Annotated in this window: 12 protein-coding genes; 10 read left to right on the top strand and 2 right to left on the bottom strand. The window is 65.8% G+C overall.

Translation table 11 applies throughout. The features are described 5' to 3' along the window. Window positions 1–17 precede the first annotated feature (17 nt). Together ACN9MZ_RS00425 and uvrA are read right to left on the bottom strand one after the other, a co-directional pair. Window positions 18–485 (bottom strand): YbaK/EbsC family protein, encoded by a 468-nt coding sequence (locus tag ACN9MZ_RS00425; RefSeq protein WP_426340392.1) that lies wholly within the window; start codon window positions 483–485, stop codon window positions 18–20. Continuing rightward, entirely contained in the window at window positions 485–3337 is a 2853-nt protein-coding gene (gene uvrA, locus ACN9MZ_RS00420; protein WP_426340391.1) for an excinuclease ABC subunit UvrA, read from the bottom strand. The genes ACN9MZ_RS00425 and uvrA overlap by 1 nt, the downstream gene beginning before the upstream one ends. Before the next feature lie 383 nt (window positions 3338–3720). Between uvrA and ssb the strand changes: the two genes are divergently transcribed. The 10 genes from ssb (at window position 3721) to ACN9MZ_RS00370 (ending at window position 23429) form a co-directional block, all read left to right on the top strand. Then, a complete protein-coding gene (gene ssb, locus ACN9MZ_RS00415) occupies window positions 3721–4224 on the top strand; it encodes a single-stranded DNA-binding protein (RefSeq protein ID WP_426340390.1) in 504 nt (167 codons plus the stop codon). Between the two features lie 385 nt (window positions 4225–4609). Beyond that, the gene (locus ACN9MZ_RS00410) at window positions 4610–8134 is read left to right on the top strand and encodes a DUF4132 domain-containing protein (protein WP_426340389.1); all 3525 of its coding nucleotides are present in this window, start codon (window positions 4610–4612) and stop codon (window positions 8132–8134) included. 33 nt (window positions 8135–8167) lie between these two features. Then, window positions 8168–12049: a WGR and DUF4132 domain-containing protein gene (locus ACN9MZ_RS00405; protein ID WP_426340388.1), complete on the top strand. Its 3882-nt coding sequence runs from the start codon at window positions 8168–8170 to the stop codon at window positions 12047–12049. A gap of 2 nt (window positions 12050–12051) precedes the next feature. Next, window positions 12052–13161, top strand: a complete 1110-nt coding sequence (locus tag ACN9MZ_RS00400) for an ATP-binding protein (protein ID WP_426340387.1) — start codon at window positions 12052–12054, stop codon at window positions 13159–13161. Then, window positions 13158–15527, top strand: a complete 2370-nt coding sequence (locus tag ACN9MZ_RS00395; protein ID WP_426340386.1) for a DUF5682 family protein — start codon at window positions 13158–13160, stop codon at window positions 15525–15527. The genes ACN9MZ_RS00400 and ACN9MZ_RS00395 overlap by 4 nt, the downstream gene beginning before the upstream one ends. After that, complete coding sequence (locus ACN9MZ_RS00390; RefSeq protein WP_426340385.1) at window positions 15524–16648, top strand: VWA domain-containing protein; 1125 nt, start codon at window positions 15524–15526, stop codon at window positions 16646–16648. The genes ACN9MZ_RS00395 and ACN9MZ_RS00390 overlap by 4 nt, the downstream gene beginning before the upstream one ends. Then, a complete protein-coding gene (locus ACN9MZ_RS00385) occupies window positions 16645–18702 on the top strand; it encodes an SWIM zinc finger family protein (protein WP_426340384.1) in 2058 nt (685 codons plus the stop codon). The genes ACN9MZ_RS00390 and ACN9MZ_RS00385 overlap by 4 nt, the downstream gene beginning before the upstream one ends. A gap of 15 nt (window positions 18703–18717) precedes the next feature. Beyond that, entirely contained in the window at window positions 18718–21531 is a 2814-nt protein-coding gene (locus tag ACN9MZ_RS00380) for a DUF4132 domain-containing protein (protein WP_426340383.1), read from the top strand. Further along, window positions 21528–22598, top strand: a complete 1071-nt coding sequence (locus tag ACN9MZ_RS00375; protein ID WP_426340382.1) for a hypothetical protein — start codon at window positions 21528–21530, stop codon at window positions 22596–22598. The genes ACN9MZ_RS00380 and ACN9MZ_RS00375 overlap by 4 nt, the downstream gene beginning before the upstream one ends. Before the next feature lie 75 nt (window positions 22599–22673). Then, a complete protein-coding gene (locus ACN9MZ_RS00370) occupies window positions 22674–23429 on the top strand; it encodes a hypothetical protein (protein ID WP_426340381.1) in 756 nt (251 codons plus the stop codon). The last annotated feature ends 3 nt before the right edge of the window (window positions 23430–23432 follow it).

Here is a 23432-nt window from a genome sequence, read left to right as displayed (position 1 = left end):
CAGGAATAAAATGGCGCCTAGGCGGGCGCCAGCGCGACATCAACCCATTGCGCGCTGGTCAGCGTCGCCATGCGTTCAGGGCAGACGCGTACGGCGGCATTGATCGCGCCTCCGGCGGGAATCACTTCTTTGTACTCGCGTAGCGAAACGTCGCAGTAGACCGGAATTGGCCCGGGCAGGCCGAAAGGACAGACGCCGCCGACCGGGTGGCCGGTCAGCGCTTCCACTTCATCCGCGCCCAGCATGCGTGCGCTTGCCCCGAAGTGGGCCTTGAACTTCCTGTTGTCCAGGCGCGCATCGCCGCGTGTTACGACGAGGACGACACCGTCCTTCATGCGCAGTGAAAGCGTCTTGGCGATCTGGCCCGGCTCAACGCCGTGCGCGGCCGCGGCCAGGGCCACGGTCGCGGTGCTTTCCGCCAGTTCGATGACTTCCAGGTCCGGCGCGTGCTGCGCCAGGAAGTGTTTGACGGAATGGAGGCTCATTATTTCTTCTTCAGCAGGGGGCCGAGATATTTGCCCGTCACGCTGGCCGGGTTGGCCGCCACTTCCTCCGGCGTGCCGCTGGCGATGATCTGGCCGCCGCCGGCGCCGCCCTCTGGACCGAGGTCGACGATCCAGTCGGCAGTTTTGATCACGTCGAGGTTGTGCTCGATGATGACCAGGGTGTTGCCGTGGTCGCGCAGGCGATGGATCACCTTCAGCAGCAGGTCGATATCGTGGAAGTGCAGGCCGGTGGTCGGCTCGTCCAGGATGTACAGCGTGCGGCCGGTATCGCGCTTGGACAGTTCCAGCGACAGCTTGACGCGCTGCGCCTCGCCGCCGGAGAGCGTGGTGGCGCTCTGTCCCAGCTTGATGTAGCCCAGGCCGACGTCGAGCAGGGTTTGCAGCTTGCGTGCGATGACCGGCACGGCCTTGAAGAATTCGTGCGCGTCTTCCACCGTCATGTCCAGCACTTCGGTAATGCTCTTGCCCTTGTAGTGGACTTCCAGCGTCTCGCGGTTATAGCGCTTGCCGTGGCAAACGTCGCAAGGCACATACACGTCCGGCAGGAAGTGCATTTCGACCTTGATCACGCCGTCGCCCTGGCAGGCTTCGCAGCGGCCGCCTTTGACGTTGAAGGAGAAACGGCCGGCCGAGTAGCCGCGCTCTTTCGCGACAGGCACGGTGGCGAACAGGTCGCGGATCGGGGTGAACAGGCCGGTATAGGTGGCCGGATTCGAACGCGGGGTGCGGCCGATCGGCGCCTGGTCGACCGAGATCACCTTGTCGAAGTGTTCCAGGCCGCTGATGGAATCGTGCGGGGCCGGCTCGGTCTGGGAGCCGAACAGGTGGCGCGACAGGGCCGGGTACAGGGTGTCGTTGACCAGGGTCGATTTGCCGGAACCGGAAACGCCGGTCACGCAGGTCATCAGGCCGACCGGCAGCGACAGGCTGACCTTCTTCAGGTTGTTGCCGGTGGCGCCGGTGATGGTCAGCTGGCGCTGCGGATCGGCCACGTGGCGCTTCTTCGGCACGGCGATCTGCAGCTTGCCGCTCAGGTATTGCGCGGTCAGCGATTCCTTCGATTTCAGGATGTCCTTCAGCGGGCCGGCAGCGATCACGTCGCCGCCATGCACGCCGGCGCCCTTGCCCATGTCGACCACGTAGTCGGCGGTGCGGATCGCATCTTCATCGTGCTCCACCACCAGTACAGAGTTGCCGATATCGCGCAGGTGCTTCAGGGTGTCGATCAGGCGGTCGTTGTCGCGCTGGTGCAGGCCGATGGACGGCTCGTCCAGCACGTACATCACACCGGTCAGGCCGGAGCCGATTTGCGACGCGAGGCGGATACGCTGGGCTTCGCCGCCCGACAGGGTATCGGCGCTGCGTTCCAGCGACAGGTAATCCAGGCCCACGTTGTTCAGGAAGGTCAGGCGCGACACGATTTCCTTGATCACGCGGTCGGCGATGTCTTTCTTTGCACCTTTCAGCTTCAGCTGCTCGAAGTAGGACAGGGTTTCGCGCAGCGGCTTGTCGGCGATCTGGTAGATCGCGCGTTCCTGCTTGCCGGTGCCGATCTTCACGTGGCGTGCTTCCACGCGCAGGCGCGCGCCTTCGCAGCTCGGGCACTTCTTCTCGTTGATGAACTTCGCCAGTTCTTCCTTCACCGCCATCGAATCGGTTTCGCGGTAGCGGCGCTGCAGGTTGTTGACGATGCCTTCGAAGGTGTGTTCCTTGACCACGGCACGGCCGCGCTCATTCATATAGGTGAACGGAATGGCAGTCTTGCCGGAGCCGTGCAGCACCACGTCCTGCGCTTTCGCCGGCAGTTGCTCGAACGGGGTGTCGAGCTCGAAGTCGTAGTAGGCGGCCAGCGCGGCCAGCATCGAGTAGTAGAACTGGTTGCGGCGGTCCCAGCCCTTCACCGCGCCGGAAGCCAGCGACAGGTTGGGGAAGGCGACGATACGGCGCGGGTCGAAGAACTCGATATGGCCCAGGCCATCGCACTCGGGGCAGGCGCCCATCGGGTTGTTGAAGGAGAACAGGCGCGGCTCCAGCTCCTGCAGCGAATAGCCGCAGGTGGTGCAGGCGAACTTGTTCGAGTAAATGTGTTCGGCGCCGGAATCCATTTCGTAGGCGATGGCGCGGCCGTCGGCCAGGCGCAGCGCGGTTTCGAACGATTCGGCCAGGCGCTGCTTGATCTCCGCATTCACCTTGACACGGTCGATTACCACATCAATGGTGTGTTTCTCGGTCTTCTTCAGCTTCGGCAGGTCGTCCACCTCATAGATCTTGGCTTCATGGATGCCGCTTTGCACGCGGAAGCGCACGAAGCCCTGCGCCTGCATGGCCTCGAACAGGTCGACGTGCTCGCCTTTGCGGTTGGCCACCACCGGCGCCATGATCATCAGCTTGGTGCCCTCGGGCATGGCCAGCACGGCATCGACCATCTGCGATACCGATTGCGCGGCCAGCGCGTGGTCCGGGTGGTTGATGCAGTAGGGCGTGCCGACGCGCGCGTACAGCAGGCGCAGGTAGTCGTGGATCTCGGTCACCGTGCCGACGGTCGAGCGCGGGTTGTGCGAGGTGGCCTTCTGCTCGATCGAGATCGCCGGCGACAGGCCTTCGATCATGTCCACGTCCGGCTTTTCCATCAGTTGCAGGAACTGGCGCGCGTAGGCCGACAGCGACTCGACGTAGCGGCGCTGGCCTTCAGCGTACAGGGTGTCGAACGCCAGCGACGACTTGCCGGAGCCGGACAAGCCGGTAATCACGATCAGTTTGTTGCGTGGCAGGTCGAGGTTGATGTTTTTCAGGTTGTGCGTGCGCGCACCGCGGATGCGGATCTCTTCCATGCGTGGGTACCTTTCGGGGTCAGCCCGATACTATAGCGTCGAATGAATTCTTGCGCCGCGCCCCGGATAGACCAAGCCCAGCGTCAAATACTGTACATATTACCAGTATTTGGATTGGCACGTCAGGTAGCCCGTCACGGCGGCGGTCATGGAGACGCCGTGGCGGGGCGAAGCTGGCGTTTTACGGCGTCGCCTTCGTGTCATCGCCGCCTTCGGCGCTGGTTCCTGCGGCCCTGCGCCGGCTCGAGCGCCCACGCGCTAACCCGACAACAAATTGAGCTGCGTCAGTCCTTGCGATATTTGAGGGACTATTAATTTAGGGTAAACTCCGTTGTTTTGGGGCTGACCAAATCGGCCCCCACATTCCTTCAGGAGTTTCATAAATGGCATCAGTCAACAAAGTGATCATCGTCGGCAATCTGGGTCGCGATCCGGAAATCCGCTACATGCCTAGCGGTGACGCGATTGCCAACATCGCCGTAGCTACCTCGTATCGTTCGAAAGACCGCAACACCGGCGAACAGAAAGAGCTGACCGAGTGGCACCGTATTTCCTTCTTCGGCCGCCTGGCTGAAATCGTCGGCCAATACCTGAAAAAAGGTTCTTCCGTCTACGTGGAAGGCCGCCTGCAAACCCGCAAGTACACCGACAAGGACGGCATCGAAAAATTCGCCACCGACATCATCGCTGAAAACATGCAGATGCTGGGCGGCCGTGGCGATACCGGCGGCATGAGTGGCGGCATGGGTGGCGGCGACGACACCGGTTACGACGCGCCTGCTCCGCGCCAGGCTCCACGTCCACAGGCTGCGCCCGCACCGGCACCACGTCCGGCACCGCGCCCAGCGCCGAACTTCTCGGACATGGACGACGATATTCCGTTCTGACACGCGGCTCTTCAAAAGTTGTAAACAACGCCCTGTAAGTCATCGACATGCAGGGCGTTTTTTATTGTTCGTTAGCGCAATACAGCATTTCTATCCTCGTAACGGTAGCCGCCCAGCCACCCACCGCCGTGCAGAGGGTATCGCTCGTGTCTGCGCCCGCTCGAGTTGCCGCAGCAGGGCGTTGTGCAATTCGGACAGTTGTTTGCCGATTACGAGCTGCTGCAACGGCGCTGTCACGATGCGGAATGGCCTCGATCCAGTCAGCGCCAGTGAGCTGGTGCGGCACATGGAGTCCTTGTTAACCTGAGCGGCCGCGTGGTAAAGTCAAAATTACAAGTTTCCTTTAGGTAATTGAACTTTCATGCACGGTAATGAGCTTCCCGAGATGACGACCCCTCCCTGGCTGGCGCAGGGTGAGCCGCTGGCGATTTCCAAGAAGATGGCGGAAGCGGCACTCGCTTCGCGCCGCGCGCCGAAACCGGTTCCGCCAGTCGACCCGAAGCAGGTTTTGCGCCGCATGTGCGAGACCTTCGAGATTGAACCGGCGCATTGCGATGCCGGGTTTCGCGAGGCATGCGTGGAAACGTCGCAGCGGCTGCAGGAGCAAACCCTCGACGGTTCGCTGCTGTCCGATGCAATCCTGCTTGCCATGTCGAACAATCCAGTGTTCCGCAGCGGCGAGGAGGATGTGTATCCGTTTGGCGAGCTGATGCTCGATGCCATCGCCGCCCACAAGGGCCTGGAGTATTGCGTCGACGTCTTCATCGAAATGCTCAAGCTGCAAGTGGGCTTCCTGCCGCCGCGGGAGAAAAAGCGCAGGGCGGTCATCGAGTGCCGCGCGCTGCATCCACTGGCCAAGTACGAGCCGTTCTGCGGGGTTGAGATTGCCCTGCGCCGCCAGCTGGCCAATGCACCGGAGGCGACCTGGCGGGCTTGTGCCGACAAGATCGAGCAAGCGCTTCCCGCCGTCCCGCTCGCGCGCAGGGCTTCACTCGCCGCGCAATTGCCGGAACGTCCGGAGCTGTCCAACCGCCTGGTGCATGAACTTGCCGGCAGCCCGGCGCATGCAAGCTTGCCGCTGCTGCTGGTGTCGGCCGACGAGCCGGAGCTACTGCGGGTGCTGGGCGAAAAAATGCCTGAGCGGGGACGCTACTTCACCAGCCCGATGCTGGCGGCCAGCATCCTGGCGGGGAGGGGCGTGCAGGCATGCTCGCCTTTTAGCATTGTCGTCACGCGCGACGTGGTCAGCGAGGCCCTGACCCAAATCGGCACCCCGGAGGCCATCCGGCTGCTGGTCGAATCAGTCGCGCAGACTACCGACCCGGAATACGAGGGGTGGGAGACGGCGGTCGAACGCCGGACCGCGCTGGTGCGTCTGGCTGCAGCGCTCCAGCAATGGCCCCTGGCGGGCATCGCCGCGCTGGCGGAGGTGGGCGACAGGCCGGGCAAGGTGGGCACGGTGGTGTCGTCCAGCCTGGCGGCGCTGGTCAGCGAGCATGCCGAAAGCGTTCCCCAACTTCTGCGCTGGGTCGGCCCGGCTGCGCAGGCATTGCTGCAACGTTTGCTCGGACAGCTCGATACTTCGCTGGAAGAGGCGGCGCGCGAGGATCTGCCGGGCGTGCTGGCGAATCCGCCGTGGCTGCGGCCGCGCAAGAAGGCCCTTGCACCGCTCGACTTGCAGCCGTTGCTGCTGGCTCCCGTGGAGCGATGGGATGACGTTGACCGAGAAGGATGGGCGAACGCAGGCCCATGGTGGGAGGAGACCTTCGAACGGGCACGCAAGGACCCGGCAGCGTGGGTGGCGGAGCTGGGATTCCGCCGCAATCCGGGGGCGTCCGGCGATGAAGCCCGCGGGCAGGCGATCCAGGCGATCGCAGATGCCGACAGCAAGGCGATGGTAGCCGCCTGGCGGCTGTACGTATTGGGTGATCCCTGGGCGCGCCTCTATACGCCGTTGATAACGCTGCTGCCGGGGGAAATGGGCGTCGAGACCTGGAGCCTGCTGTCCAATTCAGTCGATGTCAGTGGCAAGTGCCTTGAATTCCTGCTGGCGCGATTCGGCTTGCGCGCGCTGCCCGGCTTTGAGGCTTTGCTGCGCCACCGCTTCGACGAAGTGGTCGAGTATGCCCCGTGCTTTGGATCCGTCAGCATGGCGGCGCCGATGGCGCGCGCTGCCGTCAAGCTCAAGAAGTTGCAGGCGCAGGGGCGGCAGTGGTTGCTGCGCTTCCCGGAACACGCGGCGTGCGGGCTGATTGCACCGGCGCTCGGCAAGGCGGGCGAAGAGAAGTCCTGCGCCATGTCTGCGTTGCGCTACTTGCGCGCGAACGGGCATGAGGCGCTGATCCTGGAGGTTGCGGCCCGCTACGAGAATCCCGCAGTCTCTGCCACGCTGCGTGCCCTGCTCGATGAAGACCCGCTTGAACGCCTGCCGGCCAAGCTTCCCAAGCTCCCTGACTTCTGGGCGCCGCGCGGGTGGCGCCGCCTGGTGTTGAATAAGTCCGGCGGCGCCAGCGCCGGCAAGGCGGTACCGAACGACGTGCTGGTGCATGTCGGGACCATGCTGATGCTGCCGACGGTCGATGGCGTGTATCCCGGCATTGCCCAGCTCAGGAATGCCTGCGCGCCCGAATCGCTGGCGGACTTTAGCTGGGACTGTTTCATGGCATGGCTGAATGCCGGTGGCGTCGTCAAGGACGGCTGGGCGATGTCGGCCCTGGGCTGGCTGGGCACGGACGATACCGCCCGTAAGCTGATGCCGTTCATTAAGGCGTGGCCGCCGGAAGGGGCGCATGCTAGGGCCGTAGCGGCGCTGGACGTGCTGACCGACATCGGCAGCGAGCTTGCGCTGATGTTGATGAACAGCGTCGCGCAGAAGGCCAGGCAAAAGCCGCTGCAGGACAAGGCGCGCGAAAAAATCGCCAGGATCGCCGAGGCGCGCGGCCTGACTACCGAGGAGCTGGAAGACCGCATGGCGCCCGACCTGGGCCTCGGGCAGGAGGGCACCATCGTTCTGGACTTCGGTGCGCGCCGTTTCCGGGCCGGCTTCGATGAGGCGCTGAAGCCTTTTGTGCGCGACGAAGACGGCAACCGGCTGCCCGACCTGCCGAAGCCGAGGCAGAGCGATGACGAGGCGCTCTCCACAGCCGCGGTCGAGCGCTTCAAGGTCCTGAAGAAGGACGCCCGCGCCATCGCCAGCCAGCAGGTAGCGCGCCTGGAATGGGCCATGTGCAGCCGCCGCCGCTGGAGCCACCAGCACTTCCGCCAGTTCCTGGTCGAGCACCCGCTGTTGCGCCACCTGGTGCAGCGCCTGGTATGGGGCGTGTATGCGGTGGGCGAGGATGGCGCACAATTGCTGGATTGCTTCCGCGTCGCGGAAGACGGCAGTTACGCCACCGGCGACGACGATGCCTTCATTTTGCCGGAGGGCGAGCATATCCGGGTGGGACTGCCGCATGCGCTCGAATTGCCGCCGCAAGCCGCCGAGAAGTTTGGCCAGGTGTTCGTCGACTACAAGCTGCTGCAGCCTTTCGTCCAGCTGGGGCGCGATACCTATGCGCTGGAAGCCGGCGAACTGGCGCAGACGCACCTTGCCCGCTGGAAGGGCGTGGTAGTAGCCACCAACCGCGTGCTTGGCCTGGCCAGCAAGGGATGGCGGCGCGGGCAGGCCATCAACGGCGGCTTGATCTGCTCCTTCCAGAAGCCGGCCAATGGTTCCAGGATCATCGAGCTGACGTTCGAACCTGGCATCTACGCGGGCATGGTCAGCGAGAATCCGGAGCAGTCGCTGGAAAGCATCTCCGTGGGCATGCTAGCGAGTTGGGGCGGAATAAAGACGGCCGAAAGCCTGGCTGCCCTCGACCCGATCGCCGCCAGTGAACTGATACGCGACATCGAATCCCTGCGGGCATGAGCGCCCGCAAACACTACTTGAATGTGAACTCCTATGCGCCGTTTTGAATTCGTCGACGACAGCTCGAACAAGTTCTGGGAAATTGAACAGGATGGATTGGACCTGAACCTGCGCTGGGGCAGGATCGGTACCCAGGGCCAGAGCCAGACCAAGTCCTTTGCCGACAATGCCAAGTGCAGCGCCGCCATGGCGAAGCTCATCGCCGAAAAGACCGGCAAGGGCTATTCCGAAGTGGACACGGCGCCGGCTGGCGCGATCGGCAAGACTGCGGCCAGGCCGGTGGCGGCGCCGGGGCCTGTGGCTGCTGCAGCGGCACCAGCAGCAGAACCAGCACCAGCACCAGCACCAGCACCAGCGGAGACCCCTGCGCCGGCGCCCGTTGCCGCCGCCGATCCGGCGACCACGCCGCCCTGGCTGGTGCACATGCCGCCCGTATCGCTGCCCAGGAAACTGGCGGCAGCAGCGCTGGCATCGCGCCGTTTCCCGAAACCCGTGCCGGCGGTCGATGCGCAGGACGTGTTCCGCCGCTTCTTCGCGTGCCAGCAGCCGGATGCCGACGCGACAGATGCCGAACTGCGGCCCGCATTCGAAGAAGCATGGGAGCGGCTGCGGAACCAGGTACTGGACGGTTCGATGCAATCGGACGCCGTCTTGCTCGCGCTGTCGGCCAAGCTTCCCTATGACTGGGAAGGCAAGAATGAGCTGCTGGCGTTAAAGATGCTGCATGCCCTCGTCAAGCACAAGGGCCTGGAGCACTGCGTCGGGGCCTTTATCGAAATGCAGCGCATGCAGGTAAAGTGGCAGAGCGCCGGAAACCTGCCTCGCAAAGTCAGCATCACGTCCATCATCACCAGTGAACTGGGCACATCCAGCCTCATGACGCCGGTCGAAGTCGCGATGCGAATCCAGTTGTCGTCGGCACCGCAAGCAGTATGGCAAGCGTGCGCCGACAAGATCGAGAATGCCATCCCCTCCGTTCACGCGCTGCGCAGGGCCGGACTGGCGGCACAGTTGCCCGAGCGGCCGGAAGTTGCCGACCGCCTGGTGCCCGAGCTGTCCAAAGGCCCGGCGTCCGAGACCTTGCCGCTGCTGCAACTGGCGGCCAGCGATACCGGCCTGCTGGAAAAGTCCGGCATCAAGATTTCCAGCCATGAGCGCTGGTCGAGGAATCCGATGCTGGCGGCGACGATGGTGCAGGAGCGCGGCCCAGATGCCTTCGCAGTCCTGAAACTGATGCCATATTGCGAACCGGCCAACGAAGCCCTGGCTTTCGTCGGCACCCCGGAAGCCGTCAAGCTGCTGGTCGAGGTCCTCGCCGAGGTTTCCGATACCAGTACCTGGACTCCCGTGTCGCTGAAACTGGCGCGCGCCAGTTTCTCGGCCGCGGTCATGCACGCGCCCCTGGCGGGCATTGCTGCCCTGGCAGAAATTGGCGAGCGGCGCGGAAAGGAAGGCGAAGTCCTGCAGTTGACGCTGGCGATGCTGCTGCGTATCCATTCCGGGCAGGTTCCGCAGCTGATGCCATGGCTGTCTCCTGCCGCGCAGGCCTTGCTGCATCGCCAGCTCGAGAAAACCAGCACCACGGTTGCGCTGGCCGCACAGGAAGACCTGCCGGGCGTGCTGGCCGATCCGCCATGGCTGCGGCCGCGCAAGAAGCTTGCCCCCGCACTGGTGGTGCAGCCCTTGCCCCTGGCGCCGGTCGAGCGCTGGGACGACATCGACCGCGAAGAATGGCTTTCCGCCCACAGCCTGAGGTGGGGACACCTCAGGCGAGAACCATCGAATCCAGTCTCGCTGGCCTGGGATCTCGGGTTCTATGGAGATGCGTCTGACCAGCAAGCCATCAGAGCCCCGGCCATCAAGGCCATTGAGAATGGTGACGCAAACGCGCTGGCCGAAGCTTGGCGTCTTTACCAGGAAGCGTATCCTGGGCGGCACGTATCTGCGCTGGTGCTTCCGCTGCTGCCGGAGGCAATGCGCGCAGAGGCATGGAACAAGATGGCATGCGACGTGGAGCCGTATCATCCTCATGTCTCCTACCTGCTTGCCAAGCTTGGCCTACCGGCGCTCCCCGGCTTTGAAGCCATGGTGCACCGACGCCCGAATGATGTCGGTTCACTAGCCAAATGCTTCGGTTCCACCGCCCTGGCGCTGCCCATGGCTCGCGCAGCCGCGAAGCTCAAGAAGCTGAAGGGGGATGCCCGCCAGTGGTTGCTGCGCTTCCCGGAACACGCCATTTGCGGCCTGGTCGCTCCGGCGCTCGGCAAGACCGGCGAGGATCGCGATTGCGCGGCGTCGGCACTGCGCTACCTGCGCACGAACGGCCACGAGGCATTGATCTTCGACATCGCGGCACGTTACGAGGACGCGGCAGTTAACGCGGCATTGCGCACCCTGCTCGATGAAGATCCGCTCGAACGCCTGCCGGCCAAGCTGCCCAAGCTGCCTGATTTCTGGGCGCCGCTGGGATGGCGCCGCCCGGTGCTGAATGACAGCTGTGGCGCCGGCGCGGGCAAGGCCGTGCCGGACCAGGCGCTGGACCACATCGGCACCATGCTGATGTTGCCAACCGCGGAAGGACTGTACCCGGGCATCGCGCAAATCAAGGACGCCTTCACTGCGGAATCGCTGGCGGATTTCGCCTGGGACTGTTTCTCGTCCTGGCTCAATGCCGGCGGCAATTCCAGGGAAGGCTGGGCCATGACCGCATTGGGCTGGCTGGGAACGGACGACACGGCGCGCAAGCTTACCCCTTACATTCGCACGTGGCCGGGCGAGTCAGCGCATGCGCGTGCCGTGTCGGCGCTGGACGTGCTGGCCGACATCGGCACCGACACCGCGCTGATGCTGTTGAACGGGATCGCGCAAAAGGTCAAGTTCAAGGGCCTGCAGGACAAGGCGCGCGAGAAGATCGAAAAGATTGCCGAGGCGCGGGATCTGACCACCGAGGAGCTGGAAGACCGCCTGGCGCCGGACCTGGGCCTGGACGACAACGGCAGCGTGCTGCTGGACTTCGGCCCGCGCCAGTTCCGCGTCGGCTTCGACGAGGCGCTGAAGCCGTATGTGCGCGACAGCGATGGCAAGCGCCTGGCCGACCTGCCCAAGCCGAAGCAAAGCGACGACGCGGCATTGGCCGGCGCCGCCGTCGAACGCTACAAACTGCTCAAGAAGGACGCCCGCACCATCGCCAGCCAGCAGGTGCTGCGCCTGGAATGGGCCATGTGCAGCCGGCGCCGCTGGCTGCCGGAGCACTTCCGCCAGTTCCTGGCCCAACATCCGCTGGTGCGCCACCTTGTGCAGCGCCTGGTGTGGGGCGTCTACGAGATGGCCGGCAGCGGCGACGCCGGCGGCAAGCTGCTGGCATGCTTCCGCGTGTCCGGAGACGGCAGCTGGACCACCGGCGAGGACGACAGCTTCACGATGCCGGAGGGGGGCAATCTTTGCGTCGGCCTGCCGCATCCGCTCGAGCTGGCAGCCGAAACTGCCGCGCAATTCGGCCAGCTGTTCGCCGATTATGAGCTGCTGCAGCCGTTTTCCCAGCTGGGGCGCGATACCTATGCGCTGGACGCCGAAGAGCATTCCGCGACGGTCCTGGAGCGCTGGAAAGGCGCCGTCGTTCCCACCGGCCGCGTGCTTGGCCTGGTCAACAAAGGCTGGCGGCGCGGGCAGGCGCAGGACGCCGGCGGCATCTGGTTCTTCCACAAACCGCTCACCCGCTCCAGGGTGATCGAACTGACCCTCGACCCCGGCATCATCGTAGGCATGGTCGACGAGTATCCGGAACAAACGCTGCAGACCGTCTCGGTGGGCTCGCCCTCGAGCTGGGGCGAGATCAGGGCCGCTGAAAGCCTGGCGATCCTCGACCCGATCGCCACTAGTGAACTGATACGCGACCTCGAATCCTTGCGGGCATGACCATGAAGAAAACTACCACCAAAGAATTGCCGACCTTGCAGCGTCCGCCGGCGGAAATCCTCCATGCGCAGGAGCTGCAGCGCCTGCGAGAGAATGATAACGGCCCGCGCCCGCCGGGCTGGGCGCTCAGCCTGAGCGCGGCGCGCAAGTTCATCCTTGGCGATGACGAGCTGGCTGTCACGCGCAAGATCGTGGCGCCTGCCGCATCGATCGAGCGCATGCTGGTGACCTTGGCAACGGGCCGCGGCCTGATGCTGGTGGGCGAGCCGGGCACGGCGAAGTCGCTGTTGTCCGAGCTGCTGGCCACCGCCATCTGCGGTAAGTCGACCCTGACCATCCAGGGCGGCGCCTCGATCACCGAAGACCAGATCAAGTATTCCTGGAACTACGCGCTGCTGATCAACGAGGGCCCGAGCCCGCGCGCGCTGGTGCCTGCGCCGCTGTACCAGGGCATGCGCGACGGCCAGGTCGTGCGCTTCGAAGAAATCACGCGCGCGCCGCTGGAAGTCCAGGACTGCCTGCTTGGCATGTTGTCCGACCGCGTCATGAGCGTGCCTGAACTGGCGGGCGAAGACGGCATGCTGTATGCGCGCGACGGTTTCAACATCATCGCCACGGCCAACACGCGCGATCGCGGCGTGAACGAAATGAGCGCAGCGCTCAAGCGCCGTTTCGACTTTGAAACCGTGTTCCCCATCCTCGACTTCGACCATGAGCTGGCGCTGGTGAAGGAAGCTTCCGCCCGCCTGCTGGAGAAGAGCGCCATTCCGCGCAGCCTGCCGGTGCCGGTGCTGGAACTGCTGGTGACCACCTTCCGCGACCTGCGCGGCGCCGCCCAGGCGCACGGCGGGGACGCGGCCATGGACCGGCTGACAGCCGTCATGTCTACCGCCGAGGCGGTCAATGTCGCCCATGCGGTCGGCGTACGCGCCTGGTTCCTCGAGCAGCGCGACGGCAGCCCGGCCGACCTGGTCGACTGCATTGCCGGCACGGTGGTCAAGGACAACGCCGACGACCGTGCCAAGCTGCGCCGCTACTTCGAGCAGAAGGTGGCCAGGAGGAACGGCGCCCATTGGCAGGCCTACTTCGAAGCGAGGCATCGTTTGCCGTGACGCCCGTATTGAACGCGCCGAACGAGCCGGTCATCCTCGGCGTGCGGCATCACAGCCCGGCCTGCGCGCACCTGGTGGCGCACAAGATCCGCAGCCTGCGGCCGGCCTACGTCCTGATCGAAGGCCCGGCCGACTTCAACGACAAGCTCGAGCAGCTCTCGTTGCCGCACCGGTTACCGCTGGCGGTCTACAGCTTCCTTTCCTCGGAAGGCGGGCACCGCGCGTCCTGGTCGCCGTTTGCCGAGCATTCGCCGGAATGGCAGGCGCTGGCCGTCGGGCGCGAAACAGGCGCGCAGGTGCGCTTCATCGACCTGCCGGCGTGGGACGACGCCTTTGCTGACGTGCTCAATCGCTATGCCGACGTGAGCGACGAGGCGCAGGCCGAACGCGCCGCCGCATACGAAGATGCGCTGCGCCGCAAGATGGCGGTCGACAGCAGGGATGCGCTGTGGGACACGCTGTTCGAGCAGCAGGATTCGCTGGATCTGCTGGAGCAGGGTCTTGCCACCCATTTCGAGCATCTGCGCGCGGGCGATGCGGGCTCGATCGGCAACCAGGCGCGCGAAGGCATGATGGCGCGCTGGATCGCCTGGGCGATGGCGCGCGGCGAAGGCCCGGTGCTGGTGGTCTGCGGCGGCTACCATGCGCCGGCGCTGCAGCGTGCCTGGCGCAGCGAGGACGGCGCCCGCCCGCCGGCGCTGCCGCTGCCGGACGACGCCGGCGAGACCGTGCGCTTCGGCTCCTACCTTGTGCCGTACACCTTCAAGCGGCTCGATTCCTTCACCGGTTATGCATCGGGCATGCCTTCGCCGTTCTTCTACCAGCTGGCATGGGAGGAGGGCATGCAGGGCGCCGGGCCGGCGCTGCTGCAGCGGGTGACGCAGCGCCTGCGCAACAAAAAACTGGCGGCATCGACCGCCGACCTGATCGCCGTGCACGCGCGGGCCGAGGCCCTGTCCCGCCTGCGCGGCCATGCGCTGCCGGCACGCTGCGACTGGCTCGACGCGCTGGCCGGCTCGCTGGTCAAGGATGCGCTGGATGCGCCGCTGCCGTGGACGTACCGCGGGCCGCTGCGCTTCGGCACCGACCCGATCCTGGTCGAGATCATGGACGTGTTGGCGGGCGACGTTGCGGGTCGCCTGGCGCCCGGCACGCCGCAACCGCCGCTGGTGCTCGCGGTCGAGGCCGAACTCGAAGCCTGCGGCATCAAGCTGCCCGCCGATCCCTCCCTCGACCTGCTCAATCCCGCGGACCGCGACAAGAGCCGCGTGCTGCATCGCCTGCTGCTGCTGGAGATTCCCGGCATCGAGCGGCGCGCCGGTCCCGGCCTGGCGCTGTCCGGCGAGCGCCGCGAGGAATGGTCGCTGCGGGCGCCGCTGGAGCAGCGCGCCGCGCTGATCGAGGCGGCGGCCTATGGCGCCTCGCTGGAAGACGCCGCGCGCATGAAGCTGGAAGAACGCCTGCGCGCTGCGGGGCGCGCCAACGGCGAGAGCCGTTTCGCGCAACTCGCCGATGCCCTGAACCAAGCTGCCTTTGCCGGCCTGGCCGGCATGAGCGACGGCATCCTGTCCGAGCTGGAAATAGCGGTCGGCGGCGAACCGCGTTTCGAAGCTTTCGGCACTGCGCTGCCGGTGCTGCATTCCCTGCTGCGCCACGGGCAGTCGCTCGGCATGGCGGGCGCGCCGGTGCTGCGCACGGTAGTCGCGGGGGCCTTCGACCGCGCGCTATGGCTGCTGGAGGCCACGGGGCCGGTTCCGGCGGGAGAATTCGCGGCGCATGTTCATGGCTTCCTCGCCCTGCGCCAGGTGGCGCGCGATGCGCTGGCAGGCGATGCGGCGCTGCCTTTGCAGGTGGAGGCCGGGCGCGCCCTCGCCGTATGGCAGCGCAAGCTTGCCGACCAGCGTGCCGCGCCGCTCAGCCGCGGCGCCGCGCTGGGAGGATTGGTCAGCCTGAACGCCGGACGTAGCGCCGCCAGCGGCGAAGCCATCGCGCAGGCTTTGGCCCTGCTGGGCGAAGTCGCGCCGGCGCAGGTGGGCGATGCGCTGGCCGGCATGCTGGCGCTGGCGCGCGATGAGCTGGTGCAGGAGGCGCACTTCGTTGCCGGGCTGGATGCCATGGTGAAGGCGCTGGACGACATCGACTTCGTGCTCGCCCTGCCTGCCATGCGCAATGCCTTCAGCTGGCTGCCGCCGCAGGAGCGCGGCCTGCTGGCCGACGCCGTGCTGGCCCAGCATGACGCGGGACATCTGCCGCGGCGCGCGCTGACCGCGCACTTCGTCGGCGCCGATGCGGAAGCCGTGGCCAGGGCGGCACTGCTGGAGCAGGCCGCGCTGCGCAAACTTGCCTCCTGGGGATTGGTAGCATGAGCTTGAAACTTCCTGATTCGCTGGCGCGCTGGCGCCTGCTGCTCGGCGAAGCGGCCACGCCTGCGCTGGGCGGCCTGTCCGGCGCGGCCCGCTCGGCGGACATGGCGCTGGACTGGCTGTACGGGCGCGATGGCGACGTCGCCGCGCGCGGTGAACGCAGTGCGGGGCTGGGACCTTCGCAGCTTTCCACGCCGGACTGGATCAACACGATCCATGAACTGTTCCCGAAGGAAGTGATCGAGCGCCTCGAAGGGGACGCGGTGGAGCTGTATGGCATCGACGAAGTGGTCACCAATCTCGAGGTGCTGGAGCGGATCGAACCGTCGGAGGCGCTGCTGCGCGCGGTGCTGCACACCAAGCACCTGATGAATCCTGAAGTGCTGGCCGCTGCGCGGCGGCTGGTGGCTGAAGTGGTGCGGCAGATCATCGAGAAGATGGCGACCGAGGTGCGGCAGGCATTCGTCGGCGCACGCGACAGGCGCCGCCGCTCCATGCTCAAGGTGGCGCGCAACTTCGATTTCAAGCGCACGGTGCAAGGCAACCTGCACCGCTGGGACCCGCAGCGCGGAAAGCTGTTCCTGGAGACGCCGGTCTTCATGAGCCGCGTGCGGCGCCACACAGAGCGCTGGGACATCTGCCTGCTGATCGACCAGAGCGGCTCGATGGTCGAATCGGTGATCCATTCCGCGGTCATGGCCTCCTGCCTGTGGAATTTGCCGGGCATGCGGACCCGCCTGGTCGCCTTCGACACGGAAGTGGTCGACCTGACCTCGGACGTGTCCGACCCGGTCGAACTGCTGATGAAGGTGCAGCTGGGCGGCGGCACCGATATCGCCAAGGCGGTCGGCTATGCGCAATCCCTGGTCGAAAATCCGCAGCGCACGGTGGTGGTGCTGGTCAGCGATTTCTGCGAGGGCGGCTCGCAGAATGAACTGGTGCGCCGGGTCAAGGCGCTGGTGCAGTCCGGCGTCACGGTGCTGGGACTGGCGGCACTCGATGCACGCGCCGATCCCTGCTACGACCGCGACATGGCGGCGCGGCTGGTGCGCGAGGGCGCGCACGTGGGCGCGATGACGCCCGGACAGCTGGCAGCCTGGCTGGCGGAAAAGGTGCGCGGATGAACGCCACACGAACCGACCTGCTGGAACTGACGCCCGAGGCATTGATTGCCCTGGCCAATGCGGGCTTCGTCAAGCGCGCGCAGAAGGACGTGGCTGAAGGCAACCTGCCGGTGCTCGAGGAGCTCGCGGACGCCACGATCCGCGCCACTTACGCCGATGGCCATTGCGCCGTGCTTGGCCCCAACAGCACGCTGCGCGACGCCAGTTGCACCTGCCCGGCCAGCGGCTTGTGCCGCCACCGGGTCACGCTGGTGCTGGCCTACCAGGCGCAGGCCAAGGCGCTGTCGCCGACGCAGCCAGCGAACGAGGCTGCCGGCGATGCCGGCCCCTGGTCGCCATCGCATTTCGCGGCGACGGTGGCTGAAACGGTTCCTGCCTCGACGCTGGCGCAAGCGGCCAGGCTGGCGGCGGCGCAACCGGTGGTCAAGCTTATCGCGTGGCAGGAGGCGGCCGCCGTACCAAGCGCCCGCCTGCCGATGTGCAATGTGCGTTTCTTCTCGCGCAGCAGCCTGACGCATGCCCGATGCGATTGCAAGGAGGGCAGCGGTTGCGCCCACATCGTCCTGGCCGTGTGGGCGTTCGCACAGGCGGAATTGAAGTCGCCGGACTTTGCCGAAGCCAGCGTGACCCTGGCCGGTCGGCAGGAAGGTGGTCCGGCGCCCGTAGCGCGCCTGTTCGGCACGCAGGCGGCGGCAACGCTGCTGGAGCGCGCGCAGGCCCTGGCGCTGCAAGTCTGGCTGGACGGTTCCAGCCAGCCGATGCTGGCACTGGAGGCGCGCTTCGAAGAAGTTCTTGGCCTGGCCAAACAACTGGAATGGTGCTGGATCGGCGAGTCCCTGCACGGCATGAAGGACCTGATGCTGGCGCAGCACGCGCGTTCCAGCCGCTTCGATCCGAAGCTGCTGCTGTCGGCGCTGGCCGACCTGCATGCGCGCCTGGCGGCGGCAGTGCTGGCGGATGGCCAGGCTGCCGCCGGCCAGCTGCCGGAAGTGCCGGCCAGCCAGTTGCTCGGCATCGGCGTCAAGGGCGAAGTGGCGCTGGATCACTTGCGGCTGCTCTCCCTCGGCGCCCAGCTCTGGGCCGATGACGAAGCCGAGGGCGCGCTGCTGGTATTAGCCGACCCGGACACCCTGGCGGTGACGGTGATTGAGCGCAGCTGGCCGAAGCCGAAGGCTGGCGAGCCGGGCATCGCCATCAAGTCGCGCCGGATCGCGGGCCAGTCGGTGGAAAGGCTGGCCGCCAGCCAGGTCGTCACCGGCGGCGCGCGGCGCCGCGCCAACGGTGCGCTGGAGATTGCCGCCGGAGCGCGCCAGACCAATGTGCTGCCTTTGTCGCCCAGGGCTTGGGACGACCTGATGGCGCCGCTGCGCCAATCGTCCGCCGAGGGCTTGCGCGACTACCTGCTGGATGCCGTGCCGGATTTCGCGAGGCCGCAGCAGGCGATTGAACACATGCACGTCGTTCCCGTGGCGCAGGTCGGCGAATGGGAGTGGAACGCGGCGCGCCAGACGCTGTCGGCCTGGATCGAAGTGGGCCAAGGGCTGCACGGGCCCGGACAGCGCCTGCTCCTTCGCAAGCGCCACAACCCGGCCGCGCCGCATGCCGTCGATGCGCTGGCAAGCGCCCTGTCCGGGCAATTCGGCGCACCGCTTGCGGTCTCCGGAACGGTCACGCTGGAAGCGGGACTGGTGGCCATCGATCCGTTTGCCGTCCTGACCGAACAGCGCGCCGTGGTACCCGACGTGGAGAGCACGGCGGCACGCGAACTCCCACCCGCCGCGCTGCTGCACGAGGCGCCGCCGCTGGTGCACCTTGCCGGCCAGGTGCACGCCCTGCTTGGCCGATGGATGCGGCAAGGCTTGCGGCACCAGGCTGCGGGCGCCTTGAAGGAAGCCGCGGACCTTGCGGCAGCCATGGAGCGCAACGGCCTTGCCGCTTCCGCCGGCCTGCTGCGCGAGGCCGTGGCCCTGATGCAGGCACCTGACAAGCAACCTTTGCCCGGCAAGCTGGCAACGCTTTATCTTTTGCTCGCCGAAATCGCACGTTCGGCTTGAAACCCTGGAGTTATCGTGGCACGAAAAACAAAGACCGATCCCTTTCTGGCAGCGCCGGACGGCAAAGTCCACTGGACCAAGGGCATGCAGGAATGGCTTGATCTCTTCGTCGACGAAGCTGGCCTGTTCCCGCCTGGCGCCGACTTCGAGGACAACCTTGCCCAGCACAAGGCGCTGCTGGGCAAGGAAAACTGGGTACCGTCAGCTTTCCGCCTGCTGCAATTGCATGGCGTGGATGCTTTGCCGCTGTTCGTGAACTGGATCGAATCGAAGCGCTATAGTCCGCCGGCGGCGCAGACGGCGCTGCTGAACATCCACAGCGAGCAGGCTGTCGACGCCGTGGTCGAGCGGCACCGCAGCGCCGAGTTTCGGCCGCTGGTCCTGAAACACGCGAAGAAATGGCCGATCGTGGTTCTGCGCAAGCTGCTCGATGTGAATCCGTCGAAAAAGCAGCCGGCTGCCTTGCTGATCCAGGAAATTCTTGGCCAGGACCCAGCCTGCCTGCCGCTGTTGCGGGAGCAGGCCGACGAAGCGCAAGCGCAAACGCTGGAGCGCTTGCTTGAAGTCGCCGATGCGCCAGAAGAAGCGGCGCCGGCGGACCTTCCACTGGTGCTGCGCGAGCTGCCCTGGTCGAACCGCGAGCCTTCCCGCGTGCCGGTCCTGGCATTGCAGGCAATGCATGATGCGCCACGCTTCCATTGGTCGAAATGGTCAGGCAGCGATAGCCTGGAAGTGAACGATTGCGACGAGTACGCGCTCAAGTACCTGAATACTTACTTGCCGCCGGAAACCGCAGCATGGGATCTTCCACGCAAGGCGCTTTGGATTACCGGCATCGAGCCTGGGGCAATCGAGCGCGCCATCGCGACTGAAACCGTGAGCGAAGGCGATTTCGCGGAGTCGTCCGTCTATGGCTGGTACATCGCAAATTATCTGAAAGCCTTGCCGCCGAAGCTGGCCAGCTCGGTCTTTTGCAATATTCCCACTTCACGTCTGCGCTACTCCAGCCAGATGGCCGCGATGTTTGCATGGATGGGCCAGGACGGCCTGCCGGCTTTCACGCGCGTATTTCCGACCGCATCGCTAAGTTCGATGATGCTGGCCGCGTGCCTGGAGTGGGACCAGATCGCGCTGTACGTCGCACGGGCCTTCTACGCAAACCGTTGGGTCAAGGATGCCGCCGGCGACTGGTTGCTTGCCTACCCGGCCGCCGCTGCACGCGGACTGCTGCCTGCGGCAGTCGGGCAAGACCCCGGCGAGCGCTTTATCGCACAGAACGCCTTGCGCTACCTTGCCGGCAACGGCCACGAGGCGGTGCTGGCGGCACAGGCAGCACGCTACGGCGACGCTGCGGCGCAGGCGCTGCGCATCATGCTGTCCGAGCCGCAGCGCGAATGGCTGCCGGACAAGCTGCCGGCGCCGCCAAAAAGCCTGCACATGCCCGGCCTGCCGCGCCTGTACCTCGCGTCGAACGGCAAGGCGCTGCCGCTCGACGCGGTACCGCACGTGCTGACCATGATGGCGCTGTGCAGGCAGGACGCCCCTTTCAGCGGACTGCTCGCTTTGCGTGAGGCATTGACGCCGGGCTCGCTCGCCAGGTTCGGGCAAGCCTTGTTCGAATGGTGGCGCGACAGCGATACGCCGCCCAAGGAGCGCTGGATCTTCTGGATGCAAGGCGTGATCGGCAATGACGAAACTGCGCGCCAGCTGAACGTGGCGCTGAAGCAGTGGCGCGCTGCGCTGATCCGCGTGCGCGCCTACGACGCGATGGAAATGCTGGTGCAGATCGGCTCCGACGTCGCCTTGATGTACCTGCACCAGTTGAGCGAACAGACCCGCTATAACGATTTGCAGGAGCGTGCCGAAAAAATGATGCAGGACCTGGCGGAGCAGCGTGGCCTCAGCATGGAGCAGCTGGCCGACCGCACGGTGCCGGACCTGGGGCTGGACGAAACCGGCCGCCTGGAGCTTGGTTTTGGCCCGCGTTCCTTCATCGTGCGCTTCGACGAACACCTGCTGCCCTATGTATGCGACAGCGACGGCAAGCGCATCAAGGATTTGCCCAAGCCGAACAGCAAGGACGATGAAGCGGTCGCCAAGGCATCGTCCCAACGCTACAAGGACCTCAAGAAGCAGGCGAAGAACGTCGCCAGCACCCAGGTCGCTCGCCTGGAAAGCGCCATGTGCGGGCAGCGGCGCTGGACGGCGGGGGAATTCGAAACCCTGCTGGTGCGGCATCCCTTGCTGCGCCATCTGGTCTCGCGCCTGGCGTGGGGCGCCTACGATGCGGGCGGCAAGCTGGCCACCCTGTTCCGCGTTGCCGAAGACCTGAGCTACGCCGGCGTCGACGACAGCGCCGTGCAACTGCCGCAGGACGCCAGGATAGGCATCCCGCACCGCCTCGAACTGGCGGATGCCGACGCGCAGGCGTTTGCGCAGTTGTTTGCCGATTACGAAATCCTGCAGCCCTTCGAACAACTGGGCCGCGCCACTTATCGCCTGGACGAGGCGACGCTCGACGGCAGCATCCTTCCCGAATGGCGGGACCGCAAAGTCAGCACGGGCGCCCTGCTGGGACTGGAAAACCGCGGCTGGGAGCGCGAAGTCGGCGATGGCGGCTGCATCGATTCGTTCACCAAGACCCTCGATGGCGGGCAGACGGTCTACCTCGCCCTGGAAGGGGAGTGGTTCGTCGGTGGACCTGCCGATCCGGCGGTGATCCATACGATCACGCGCTGCGGGCTGGGCGGAGCGCCATGGCGTTCCCTGTCGCCGCTGCTGGTGAGCGAGATCCAGCGCGACCTGCACCAGATGAACTGGACCCAATGAGCCGCGAATGGGAGTCGGTCCAGCGCCAGGTGGCCCTGGTCAGTTATGGCAGCGCCTTCCTGCGCAAGAGGCTCGCGCTCGAAGACTGGTACCGGCACGGGATTTTCTTTGGCGCGCGGCTGCAGTTCAGGGACCGCAGCGGGAACGCCTTGCTGGCCGACGACTTCACCCTGTGGCTGGCCATGCTGGCGCAAGCCGGGGCCACGCGGCTGTCGCTGCATCCGGCAACGGGGCTTGGCGTCGCGGCCTTGCCGGCCATGGACTGGAGCGGGCATGTGGTGGCGGTCCATTTCCCCGACCGCTACCAGCTCTGGGCCGTTGGCAAGAAACGGGCCGCGTGGAATGACGGCAGCCAGCGTGTTCCCAGTGCGGCCAGCCATGCCGGCGAGGTCGATTGCTACCTGTACCTGGACGAGCGGCCGAGCGTGCTCGAGGTGCCGCATACGGACTGGAAGAAGCTGGCTGCTGCGATCGCCGCCGATCTCGCGGCCCCGGTGCCTTCCGACGCGGTGCCGGCCGCGCCTTTTTGTGCCGAAACCAGGGCGAGCGCTGAGTGGGCCAGGATGCCGCTGTTCGTCGCCCGCGGCGCCGACTCGCTGGCGCACCGGGTGCTGGCGACGCTGGTCCACAAGCAGGGAAAATTCGCCAACGACACCAATCCCAAGAACGAAAACAGCAGCTACCACTACATGGACGAGGCGGGCGCGGCAGCGATGCAGCACTGGGGCGAGCGTCTCGATAGCTGGATCGCTGAAGTCCTGCTGCGCGCCGCCAATATCGGCAGCGCAACGGCCACGCAGCACGCCGGCGAACGCCTGTTCCAGCCGCCGGCTGCGCCCGAGCAAGTGCCGGTCCCGCCTTCGGGTCCAGCCGCGCCCCTGAACCTGGCGCCCGTCAGCGCAGCGCAGCCAGCCGCGGAGGGCAAGTGGACGCGCCGCGTCGGCCTCGCCGTCGCGATTGCGGTACTCAGCGTGCTGGTAGTCGCCTTCTCGCAAATCATCGTCCGCTTCCCCTGGCTGGCCGTGCTGGTGGGCCTGCCGTTGGCGCTGATGCGACAAAAAAGATAGTTATGGATTGTTTGTAATTGACAGAAAATACACGGTCATTCATGATTTGATATTTATTTCCCAAAGGAAAAGATCGTGTTCATTGTCTGGGGACGCAAGATTACGCGCCGCACAGTGGGATATGTTGCGGACTTCTGCGGCGTTTGCAGGGTGCCGCGCGCCTTCCGCATGACGCGCCTCGGCTCGGCCGGCCACGTGTATTACATCAGCTTCGGCGAGGGCAAGCTGGTCGGGCACCAGCGCACATGCACCAGTTGCGGCGCGTTCAGCGATGCCGACGTGAATGCCTATGCCCGCGTATCGAAGAGTTCCGGTCCCATGGAAACCCTGAAGCGCGAGACCCACCCCGGCCTGGATGAGGCCCTGGAACAGCGCCTTGCGCTCGAAGTGCGCGTCAAGACCGCGCCGCACCTGCTGTCGGAAGAGGAGCGCCTGGGGCTGATCTTCTCCCCGATCAACCTGTTGTCGCCCAAGGTGGAACGGCACTTCGCCACCACGCATATGGATGGCGGGGTTGCGCTGGCGATTGCCGGCGGCATCGGCCTGTGCTTTGTCTTGCCTGTCGTTGGCTCGGCCATATCGTCAAGCTATGGTCCGCCGGGCTTCCTGCTGGGCCTGGTGGCCGGCTTTGGCCTGCTGATCTGGCAGCTCATCGCCTCGGGACCGCGCTTCATGCGCAAGGAAATCCTGCCGCTGCTGGCGAAATCCCTGGCGCCGGTGAAGCCGAGCGAGGCCGAACTCGAGCGCGCCTTGCGTGAATTCAAACAGGCCGGCCACAAGATCGGCAAGAAGCTGACGGCAGCGCAGGTGATCGAGGCCATTCGCTCGTGACGC

It is taken from the genome of Pseudoduganella sp. S-14, from assembly GCF_049913285.1.
GTDB lineage: Bacteria > Pseudomonadota > Gammaproteobacteria > Burkholderiales > Burkholderiaceae_D > Rugamonas.
This window is presented reverse-complemented; position numbering and strand designations above follow the sequence as displayed.